The sequence below is a fragment of the Deferribacterota bacterium genome, assembly GCA_034189185.1.
In the GTDB taxonomy this organism is placed as follows: Bacteria; Chrysiogenota; Deferribacteres; order Deferribacterales; family UBA228; genus UBA228.
The window spans coordinates 1-2,618 of the sequence record JAXHVM010000215.1 but is presented as its reverse complement, the minus strand read 5'-3'; the positions used below and the strand labels follow the sequence as shown (position 1 = coordinate 2,618).

Annotated in this window: 2 protein-coding genes; both read right to left on the bottom strand. The window is 33.4% G+C overall.

All coding sequences use genetic code 11. The annotated features are described in order from the left end of the window. Positions 1-116: 116 nt before the first annotated feature. Positions 117-2,024, bottom strand: a complete 1,908-nt coding sequence (locus SVN78_10085; GenBank protein ID MDY6821955.1) for a hypothetical protein — start codon at positions 2,022-2,024, stop codon at positions 117-119. 23 nt (positions 2,025-2,047) lie between these two features. Further along, entirely contained in the window at positions 2,048-2,230 is a 183-nt protein-coding gene (locus SVN78_10080; GenBank protein MDY6821954.1) for a helix-turn-helix domain-containing protein, read from the bottom strand. Positions 2,231-2,618 lie beyond the last annotated feature (388 nt).

Genomic DNA, 2,618 nt, shown 5'->3' with positions numbered 1-2,618 from the left:
CGCAAGCCTTGTTCTTGACGTTTTTTATTACGCCACTAAAAAAACTGGTGTTTTCTAAGATGCACTAATTACACTTTGAATGAATACTAGCATCAGAACAACTGACTTAGACGGATTTAAGATGATACCAGTTTATAAAATAATGTAAGATTTGTGTCTGGAAATTGCATTTTAGTTTCATTCATAATCTGGCATAATTTTTCTAATATTTTATCATCTTTTCGGTAAGCTAAACGATGTATTTCTACCACAAGCATTTTATTCTCTTTATCAACTTTAATATTGGCATCTGTTTTATATATCTGTTTTAATAATAACCTTGATTCATCATCGTGGGACATGTTTTGTTTGATAATATTTGACATTGCTGTTTCAGCCCTATAGGCTATTAATTTGATTGTATCTAAGAAATGCTTTCTTTCATTTATAACATTGTCAAATTTTTCAATTTCAGGTAGTTCCGAATATTTTATTTTTCGTGGGATTGATTTCTTTTGCGCCTTTATTTGTTCGATTTCCTTTTCTCTTTGTTCTATTTCTGTTTTTAATGCTTCCTTTTTTAAGAGGTATTTTTCCATTTCTTTATTTTCTATTGGCGTATTTGCCAACACTAAAGATGAGAATTTTGCTTTAACCGTATTTAATTTTGAAGTGAGCTTTTTTCGTAGGTTTTCTAATGCCCGATATTGAGGATTGACAAGAACGGAAGTATCACTAATATTTTCTTTCAAATAACTTACAAGTGTATCTATGCCAAATTCTTGCATCATATATTTAAAAAAGTTTTCCTGCGACCATCGGGCAAACATATACAAGCCAATCATGATTATTGAGAGTGTAAAATTGGTGGTAATAATTGAAGTTTGATGCCCACTTTTGGACTTCTTCCGTATTTCCCTTGCCCATATTTTTTTCTGGCTGCCTTTGTTTTGCAGTAAAACGCCTCTTTCTGCTAATTCAATAGATTTTTCATTCCCAAAGGGTAACTTTCCTGTATATTCTGCAAATTCCGATTTGTCCCATTTATCTGTTATATACTTTTTATATGTTGCTATTGAAACTCGTTTTTGCCATAGGTCATAGAAAAAATCAGGGCTATATCCTTCCCTGTCAAATACAAGCATATACCTGCTCCTGAATTTATCTTTCGCTAATTCTTCCTGGCTTGGCTGATTTGGCACATCCTTGTCAAACCTGTCTAACAGATTTTCTTTGATTGATGCTATCAAGCCTGAACTAATCGTTTTATTGATAACAAAGAATGGTTGACCTAATGCATCATTTACCCAATAATCTGTTGTGCCACTTAAACATAACCGCATCCTGCTGACAAACCGTCTCGGAGGGGCTGTTTCCTCTCCATAATATAAATTGATATGTCCGTCAATATATAAAACAGCACTCAGTTCTGGGGAGTCTGCCATCCAGTCCCTGCTTAAATTAAATCTCCATTTATCAATATTCGTATTTTGACAAAAATCAGCTATACGTGTCCTTAAGGTTTTTACTTCCGGAATCCTATCAAGCCCGATTGTTTTGCCAAGTTCGCCTGCTGGTAAACTCCCTGCCCCTGCTAATGTTTTTACCCGTAACAATGACAATATGGCCAACGATAAAAAAACACTGCTTGTTGGGTAATATACTTTTTCAAGTGAAAATTCATCTTCATACCTGAGCAAACCCTGGGTTATTAATGCCGGCAGGGTAAGCAATACTCCTGCATGTTGCAGGTCTGTTTGGTTGTTAAATGTTATCGGGCAACTTGCCCCGGTTTTTACAGCCAATACCCTCTCTATGGTATTACAGCAAGCTTTGCCCATCGACTGGTTATTATCATTTATGCTCCTTTCACTTTTTGTGTAAATTTCTACTTGGCTGTCTTTTTTTTCAGGAATTAATATCCGACCTGCTTTTATGGCTTTTTTTACAGTGTCAATCTTTAAGCCAAGTAATTTGCATACCTGCTCTATGCTGTTGTTTAGCTCTAAGTAATAATGTATTTTTGAGATAATTTCGGGGGTCAATACACGGGGTTGCCGTTGCTTCTTTATAAAAAAAAAGCCTCTGCTCCATTTTCACGGTATTTCTTTACCCAACGCTTTACACTTATTACACTGACATTAAATGCCCTGACTATATCCATTTGCTTGACATTGCCATTTACCACTAATTGACTTGTAAACAATCGAAAACTTGAATAATCATCATCAGGATGTTGAAATATGGGCATACATCCATTGAAGTAATATACGATTCCGTTTTTCTTTTGAACTCCAACATAATTGTTTATTAATTCTATATCCTCTGGAAAAAATGGAAGTTGTGTTTGTGGCATATTGGTATCATTTTAAAATCCGTGTACAAAAATAGTGAAATTTATCAACTTCCTATTTATCATATCATTAAAGAAATATATCCTTTTCTTAGGTCAGTTGTTCTGAACTTTTTCATTTGATATTCGATATTCGATATTTGAAATTTATTAACGCTGTGAATGCTTATATGGTTTATTCATTCAAAAAAAAATATCAATAACTTTGTTTATAATTTGTTTCAAGATAACAAAATTTTCGTAACAACAATGTAGTTTAATAGAGCCAAAATCATTAAATTTAAAA